The organism is Brevundimonas sp. GN22, from assembly GCF_054824005.1.
In genome coordinates this window covers 1-8,398 of the sequence record NZ_JSYD01000121.1, presented here as the reverse complement: position 1 = coordinate 8,398, position 8,398 = coordinate 1, and the positions used below count along the sequence as shown (strand labels likewise).

Below are 8,398 nucleotides of genomic sequence, written 5' to 3'. Positions count from 1 at the left end.
GCCTCGATTTCGGCAGGATTGATCCATTCGCCACCGGACTTGATCAAGTCTTTGGCCCGTCCGGTGATGGTGAGATTGCCATCATCGTCAATGCGCGCCAGATCGCCGGTCGCGAACCAGCCTGCATCGTTGGTCGCCTTGTCGGACTGACCGAAATAGCGTTCGACCACAGCGGCACCCCGGACCTTCAAATGTCCTTCGGCCCCGCGTTGTTGGGCCAGTGGCACGTCGTTCTCGTCAGTCAGCAACAGATCGACACCAACCGCCGGACGACCGGACAAGGCTGCGGAACGGTCCGCGATATAGGGAGGAGCCACCGTGCCGGACGGCGACAACTCGGTCATGCCCCAACTGGTCTGGATCGTGACACCTAGTCGGCTCTCGATCCGCTCCATCAAGGCGGGAGCCAGCGAAGCCCCGCCCATGATGATCCGCTCCAGCGACGGAAGTTCGATGCCGCTGGCTTCGACATATTCTAGCAACCCCAGCCAGACTGTCGGAACACCAACGCCGATGGTCACACCTTCAGCGGCAATCAGCTTGGCCAGACTTGCGCCGTCCAGATTGCGTCCGGGAAGGATCAGCCCCGCGCCGACCGCCGCCGTCGCAAACGGGAGCCCCCACGCATTGGCATGGAACATGGGCACCGCCGCAAGAACCCTGTCACGTCCAGTAATGGCCATGACCTCTGCCTGTAGAATTCTGAGCGTGTGCAGATAGCTGGAGCGGTGGGTATAGGTGACGCCTTTAGGCGCTCCGGTCGTGCCGGAGGTGAAGCACAGGCCACAAGGTGCCGTCTCCGGGAACTGCCCCCACATAACGTCGGCCCCCTGCCCCGCCAGCAAAGGCTCTAGGGCCTGGATGGTGGTCGAGCCCGTTTCCCCTTCGAACCCGACCACATCCAGCACCAGTACATCGACAAGCTGCGGCGACAGGGCCGCAATCTTGCGCGCCAATGGCACAAGATCGGGACTGACGAAGACGATGCGTGCCTCGGACTGATGCAACATCTGCGACAGCTGTTCCGCCGTCAGACGCGGGTTCAGCGTATGGCAGATGCCCCCCATGCCCATGATCGCGAACCACGCCTCGACGTGGCCTTGCGTGTTCCACGCCAGTGTCGCGACACGGGTACCCTGCTCGACCACGAAGGATTTCAGCAAGGCAGATACTCTCAAACTACGCGTACGCAGGTCACTATAGGTCACGCGCGTAATCGAGCCGTCGTCAAGGGCGGTCACCACCTCGGACTTCGGGCACCATTTGGCGGCATGATCCAGAAACTGGTTCAGCGTCAGGGGAAAGGACTGCACATCCCCGTCAATCATTTGCATGAACCGTTTACTCCCTCCGGTGCCCAAAGCCCGACGTTCCAGTTCCAGGGAATTCCCCCCTGCTGGATACGGCGGCAGACCACCTCCTCATTCAACTCGTACATGCCGGGGGCTTGATCCCTCCCGACGCTCAACTCGTCACCGATCAGCAGATAGCTTTTGTCGGTGCCATAGGCGGGCCACTGCGGACCGTTGTTGGACGCAGGCTCCCCCGAGCGGGCAAAGCTGACCCAGTAGTCGCCCAGAGCCTCGCTGATCCGGCCTTCTGCAACCGTCACCTTGGGGCGCGGCCACATCACCGGCGTTCGGTCAAAGGTGCCAAACACATAGGGGATTTCCGCCGCATGGAAGGCTTCCAGCCCCGCAGCGGTCGCCGATGGATAGGCGTGATCGAAATAATAGAGGAAGCCCTGCTGGCCGGTAGCGGTCTGCTTTTTCACCAGCCGGTGTGCCGTCCAGCCGTAAAGCATATCCCGCACGGAGGTCTGGACGCTTTCGGCCATGTCCGCTGACGGATTCAGGCGAAGGAACTCGTCTGCCAGATCACCATATCGCGCACGAATGGCCTTCTCGTAGTCGTCGGCGCTTTTCGGCGGCAGGGGTGCTAGGAAGCGCAAGGTGCGGATTTCGCCTTCGTTATAGCCCGCGAGAACCGGCACCTGGGCCTGTTCGCCGCGATCAAACGTATCGACCAGTTGCCGCGTCAGGATTTCACCATCGACCGCGCCCCATGGTCCGAAGGCATTGGCAATGGCCGCGAGCGTCAGCTCATTGGCATCCATTGCCCGCAGACCTGCGAGATCGCGCCCCAGTTTCTCGCCAAGCAGACGCCCGCCCTCTTCTGCGGGCAGCTCGCCGTGGGTGCTGCCGCGGAGTTCGGGGGTCGAAATCATATAGGCGCTTTGCAGAATGGCCTTGTGGAACAGGCCCCGCGCCTTCGGGGTCGCCATCAGATACATGACGCTGAGCGCACCGGCGGATTCACCGGCAATGGTCACGTTTTCCGGATCGCCGCCGAAGGCCGCGATATTGTCACGCACCCATTCCAGCGCCCGTACCTGATCCAGCAGGCCATAGTTGCCAGATATGTTCTGCGGGTTCTCGGCGCTCAGTTCCGGATGGGCCATATAACCCAGCACACCGAGGCGATAGTTGATCGTCACGACCACCGCATCCCGGCTCGCCAGCGTGTTGCCGTCATACATGGCCTCATGGCCTGCGCCGGTTACCAGACTGCCGCCGTGGATCCAGACAATCACCGGGGCCTTTTCAGCCTTTTCCGGTGCCCAGATGTTCAGGAACAGGCAGTCCTCGTCGATCTTTTCCAGCGGCGAGGCATAGATGCTGCCCGGACGGGAGATGGGCTGGATACACGCCGCGCCGAACTGGCTGGCGTCACGCACTCCGTCCCACGGCGCGATGGGCTGAGGCGCACGCCAGCGCCCCTCACCCACAGGCGGTTGCGCATAGGGCAGTCCCTTGAACGAAACGACGCCCTCGCTGACCTGCCCCTCGACTGCACCAGCCGGCGCCCGCACCACGACGCCCCCATGCGCGGAAGTCGCAAGGATTGCGCTGCCCATGAGAGCCAGAAGCACGCGGTTAGACATCTTGCGATGGTCCATCATGCACGCTCCTTCTGTTCACGGCTCAGACGGCGGGCGAGGATCAGGAAGATGGCCGACGACAGCACGTAGAACGGCGTCAGCGTATAGAAGGCCATTTGCAGCGAAGTCTCGGGGTTGCTGCGTGCGAAAAAGTCGCTGGCCAGGCCCAGATAGGTCGGACCAAATCCTAGACCGATCAGGTTCATGATCAGCAGCAGGATAGCGCCCGACAGCACACGCTGGCGCGGCTTGACCTCTTCCTGAACCAACGCCACCGAAGGCGTCAGATAGAAGTAGTTGAGGCACAGAGGCAGGGCGAGGAAGGACAGCGAAACCTGCCACGTCTCGGCCCAGACAAAGCCGATGAAGCACGGGATGGCCAGCAGCAGGGCAATGCCCGGCAGATAGCCATAGGCAGCCTTGGACGTCGCCTTCAGCTTGTCCAGCAGACGGCCCGACAGATACATGCCCGCGCAGATCGAGATACCGACAACGATGGCGTAGAACACCGCCACCTGCTCCAGCGTCATGCCCTTTTCGCGCATCAGGAACAGGGTGGCGAAGTTCAGCGTGCCATAGGTGATGAACTGGTTTGCGCCGCTACCGAACGAGGCCAGCATCAGGTTCGGCTTGGTGACGAACATCTTGCAGGTCGCCCAGAACTTGCCGTCCTCGACATCCTGCGCCTCGGCCTCTGCCGAGACCGGCTTGGGATCAAGTCCGCCGCGCTCCGGCTCCTTGACGATGAGGAATACCGCAATGGCGGCCACAATTCCGACCACACCAAGGAAGATGAACGCCAGACGCCAGTCATAGGCCGCCGCAATAGAGGCACCAAACGCCACGCCCAGCGCCTGCCCGATGGGCGGACCAAGGTTGAATAGCGCCAGCGCGCGACCACGCATCGACGGCGGGAAATAGTCGGTAATGATGGCGTAGGACGGCGGAACCCCGCCGGCCTCGCCCACGCCCACTGTCATGCGGGCCAATACAAGTTGCGGATAGCTGGATGCCACGCCGCACGCCACCGTCGCCAAACTCCACAGACCACAGGCAAAGGCTAGAACCTTGACCCGGTTGGTCCGGTCGGCGAGCCAGCCGACCGGAATGGAGATGGTGCAATAGAACAGGGCGAAATACAGACCGCTGATCAAACCCAGCTGACCATCGGTAACGCCCAGTTCGTCCTGAATGGGCTTTGCAAGGATCGACAGAAGCTGCCGGTCTAGAAAGTTCAAGACATAGACAAAGCAAAGGATGCCCAGAACCAAGTAGGCCCCTTTACGCGGTGCAGGCTCAGCCCCTGCCAGCGGTGGCGTTGCGACGTAGCCCATGATCAGAACTCGTAGCCGACGCGGACGCCGAAGGTGCGCGGACGCATGGTGCCGAAGCGGCTGGCGAGGAAGGCCTCGGGGTGGACGTAGGTCACGGAGTGATCATCGAACAGGTTTTCCACGTAGAAGCCGACCGTCAGGTCGTTCTTCGCCACGGCAAAGCTGGCGTTCACATTCTGGTACTCGTCGGTGTGGCCATAGGTCGACTGAACCACGCCCGGCTGGCCCGGAACGTTCGGGAACAGGCCCGGATACGAGCCGACGTGCTGGACCACCATCGAGACATTGCCTTCCATCTCGTTCGGCAGAGCAAAGCGGTAGTCGACGTTGAACGCGCCCTGGAATTTCGGGCTCGACAGTTGCGCGCCCAGAACAGCGCCCGAAATGGCGGCCTCTTCCGGCGACAGTTCGGTCACCTTGGAGCTGCCGATCGAGCCGGTCAGACCCAGCGACAGACCTTCCAGCGGGAAGGTGCGGACTTCGAATTCCAGACCCTTGCTCTCGGCCTTGCCAATGTTGGTGGCGAACTGCACCGAGTCCGAAACGCGGTTGGCCTGCACCTGAATGTTCGACCAGTCGATATAGTAGGCAGCAAGGTTGGCGTACACCAGACCATCGAAGAAGCGGCCCTTCAGGCCGATTTCGAAGTTGGTCAGATCGTCCGATTCCGCGCCGTCCGGAATGATCAGGTCATCCGGATTCACCAGGCTGGGACGGCCGCCGTAAGCGTTGACGATCGGGGTACGGAAACCGGTCGAAACGGTCGCATAGGTGGTCAGGTCGGTGTGCGGCTTCCACGTTGCGCTAATCTTGAACGACGGCTTGGAGCCCTCTGCCTTGAGGCCGGTCGCCTCTTCGATGGGCGTGATCGTCAGCGGGCCGGAAATGCTATACAGCGCATTGACCAGATAGTTGCTGTTATAGCCGCCAGCCTCGGTAAAGCCCTGTGCCGACACCTCGCCATAGCGCATGCCGCCGGTCACCCAGAACTTGTCGTTGAAGCGATAGGTCAGCTCGCCGAACGCCGCCAACTCGTGCGAGTCAATGTGGGTGTACATGCGCTGGTAGTATTCGTCCGGCAGACCGGTGATGCCGCGCGCAGCGAGGAACTCGGGGCTGGAGCGGTAGAAGTAATCCACGTCCAGACGGCGCTTCAGATAGAAACCACCAACGACCCAGTCGAACTTGCCACCGGCATCCGAGGCCAGACGCATTTCCTGCACAAAAGTGCGCTGATAGGCATCGGCATCCAGAGCAAAGGCAATCGCGCCACCGAAGGTGCCGGCCAGGTCGAGGTAGAATTTCTGGTCGAACTGCGACAGCGTCGAGGAGCTGGTCAGCTTGGCCCCGTTAAACTGGTACTCGGCGGTGACGTTGCCGGTCGTCAGCACGCCCGAGAAGATGTCCGGACGGTCAGATACGCGCTTGTTGCGGCCCAGGGACGGGTCGACCAGGCCCGAATCCTTGGGTTCGGATTCCTCGTATGACAGGGTGCCGCGCAGCGAGAAGCGCTCGCTCGGCTTCCACAGCATCGAGCCGCGGATACCCGAGTTGATGAGGGTGTTGGAGTTGGTCTCGCCGGTGCCGAGGTTGTCGGTGTAACCCTCTTCGTCGCGGTGGAAGGCCACGACGCGCAGCGCAAGCTCGTCCTCGATCAGCGGCACATTGACCATGGCGTTGTAACGCTGGCGGAAGCTGTCTGCGCCGGTCATGCCGTAGTCGACCAAAACGCCGGCGCTATAGCCGTCCAGTTCCGGAGCCTTGGTCAGGATACGCAGCGCACCGGCCAGCGAACCCGAACCGAACAGCGTGCCTTGCGGGCCGCGCAGGAACTCCACGCGCTCGACGTCGAACAAGGTCGGGTCGATGACGGTCGTGTTGCCGATGGTCGAGATCGGCAGCTCATCGATATAGATGGCTACCGAGCTTTGCAGGTTGGCGTTATAGCCGTTGGTGGCGATGCCGCGTGCAGTGAAATTGTTGAAGTTGGCAGTCGGCTTGTTCAGCACGACGCCCGGCGTTTCGCGGGCCAGCCCCTCGTAGCCCACGATCCCCTTCTTGGTCAGCTCCTGCTGGGAGAAGGCCGTGATCGAAAGTGGCACATCCTGCAGACGGGTCGCGCGGCGGGTGGCCGTAACGACAACTTCGCCGACCTGTGTCGCTTCTTCGGTTTGCTGGGGTGCCGATGCGCTCTGTTGCGCAAGAGCGGGCGTCGCGGCTGCTGCAAGCGCCAAGGCACCCGCACACACCGACATCATCATGTGGTTCTTCATAGTCCCTCCCGTGACGCCACTCTTATGACGGCGTTCTCGAGATTAAACCGTAGCCATAATTTCCGTAACGTCAATACTCACTCTCGTCTGTGTGAATATCTTGGCGAGATGCGCGTCGCCCGGCGCGCTAACGTGTGGAGCCACCTGAGGAATAAGGGCCAAATGGCAAAAAACCGCGGCCTGAACGGCAGCGGCTTGGACGGGCGTATCGAAATGAACGGGAGAAAAATCTGGCTGGGCCACTCACTCCCCCAAGCGAGTGGCCCAGCCACTGGATTCGGTGAATCGGGTGTCTTGCGACAACGACCGAAACTCCCCCCTCCAGCTGCCCAGCGCCTAGGCGCTATGCAGGTTTCTGAGGATATGCAGCACCAGGCTGCATACCAATATTGTTCCCGCGCCGCACACCGACAGGATTACCATCCGTGCGTTGCGATGCAGAAAATAGAGAACAGCCCCCACCATCCTCTCCTCCTCGCGAGTGTGTGGATATGAAACACAACACCGCGAGTGCCGCAACCCGTATGCCATCTTAAAAACGTTACGATACGGGAAACGGCTCACGCATTAGACGAGACGGCTCTGCACAATCGCGGCCTGCACGAAACTGGCGAACAGGGGATGCGGCTTGAAGGGGCGGCTCTTGTACTCGGGGTGGTACTGAACCCCGATAAACCAAGGGTGATCGCGACGTTCGACCGTTTCCGGCAGCACACCATCCGGAGACAGACCGGCAAAATAAAGCCCGCCCTTTTCCTCGATAGCTTCGCGATAATTGATGTTCACTTCATAGCGATGACGGTGGCGCTCACTGATGTGGGTGGTTCCATAGATGCGCGCGATCAGCGAATCATCTGCCAGCGTCGAATCATAGGCACCCAGACGCATGGTGCCGCCCAGATCGCCGCCCTGCTGACGCAGCACGCGCTGGTTACCTTGTGACCACTGGGTCATCAGGCCGACCACGGGCTCGTCCGCCGGACCGAACTCGGTCGACGTCGCCTTGGTGTAGCCTGCCAGATTGCGTGCAGCCTCGATGACCGCCATCTGCATGCCGAAGCAGATGCCGAAATACGGGATCTTGTTCTCGCGCGCATAGCGGGCCGCCTGGATTTTGCCCTCTGCCCCGCGCTCGCCAAAGCCGCCCGGGACCAGAATGGCGTGCGCGTTTTGCAGACGGTCAGCACAGGCCTGCGGATCACCTTCAAAGGTATCCGCCTCGACCCAATCGATGTTCACCTTGACGCGGTTGGCCACGCCACCGTGCATCAGGGCTTCGATCAGCGACTTATAGGCGTCCTTGAGGACGGTATATTTGCCGACGACCGCAATGTTCACTTCGCCTTCCGGTTGAAGGCGGCGGCGGACGATTTCTTCCCAGCCTGCCAGTTCCGGTTCGGGCGCGTCGTTTACGCCGAAGTGCGCCAGCACCTGCGTGTCCAGACCCTCGCGGTGATAGTCCAGCGGCACAGCGTAGATGTCTGCCGAGTCCATCGCCTGAATGACGCTGTCCGGACGGACATTACAGAACTGGGCGATCTTGCGCTTTTCGTCGGCGGGGATTTCAGCCTCGCAGCGGCACAGCAGGATGTCCGGCTGAATACCGATGGAGCGCAGTTCCTTGACCGAGTGCTGCGTCGGCTTGGTCTTCATCTCGCCAGCGGTCTTGATGAAGGGCAGCAGCGTCAGGTGCACAAAGCACGACTGACCGCGCGGCAAGTCCTGACCCAGTTGGCGGATGGCCTCGAAGAACGGCAGGCCTTCGATATCGCCAACGGTGCCGCCGATTTCTACCAGCACGAAGTCCACGTCCTCGCCCTCATCCGTTTTGGCCGGATTGAGGACGAACT

5 protein-coding genes are annotated in these 8,398 nt (G+C 61.3%); all 5 read right to left on the bottom strand.

Annotation, left to right across the window (positions count from 1 at the left end; genetic code table 11):
• A partial coding sequence (locus OB03_RS13895) for an AMP-binding protein (protein ID WP_461344551.1) occupies positions 1 to 1,334 on the bottom strand: 1,334 nt, incomplete at its 3' end.
• Entirely contained in the window at positions 1,325 to 2,959 is a 1,635-nt protein-coding gene (locus OB03_RS13890; RefSeq protein ID WP_461344550.1) for a carboxylesterase/lipase family protein, read from the bottom strand. The genes OB03_RS13890 and OB03_RS13895, both read right to left, overlap by 10 nt.
• Positions 2,959 to 4,275: a spinster family MFS transporter gene (locus tag OB03_RS13885; RefSeq protein ID WP_242915279.1), complete on the bottom strand. Its 1,317-nt coding sequence runs from the start codon at positions 4,273 to 4,275 to the stop codon at positions 2,959 to 2,961. Before OB03_RS13885 ends, OB03_RS13890 begins: the two co-directional genes overlap by 1 nt.
• A 2-nt stretch (positions 4,276 to 4,277) precedes the next feature.
• Positions 4,278 to 6,548 carry a TonB-dependent receptor gene (locus tag OB03_RS13880; RefSeq protein WP_461344549.1) on the bottom strand — a complete coding sequence of 757 codons (2,271 nt, stop codon included), beginning with the start codon at positions 6,546 to 6,548 and terminating at the stop codon, positions 4,278 to 4,280.
• 567 nt (positions 6,549 to 7,115) lie between these two features.
• On the bottom strand, positions 7,116 to 8,398 hold a 1,283-nt coding region (locus tag OB03_RS13875; RefSeq protein ID WP_461344548.1), incomplete at its 5' end, for a CTP synthase.

Bases quoted from the DNA above. Each gene is read 5' to 3' on its own strand.
- OB03_RS13890 (WP_461344550.1), bottom strand. From the start codon at position 2,959: ATGGACCATCGCAAGATGTCTAACCGCGTGCTTCTGGCTCTCATGGGC.
- OB03_RS13885 (WP_242915279.1), bottom strand. From the start codon at position 4,275: ATGGGCTACGTCGCAACGCCACCGCTGGCAGGGGCTGAGCCTGCACCG.
- OB03_RS13880 (WP_461344549.1), bottom strand. From the start codon at position 6,548: ATGAAGAACCACATGATGATGTCGGTGTGTGCGGGTGCCTTGGCGCTT.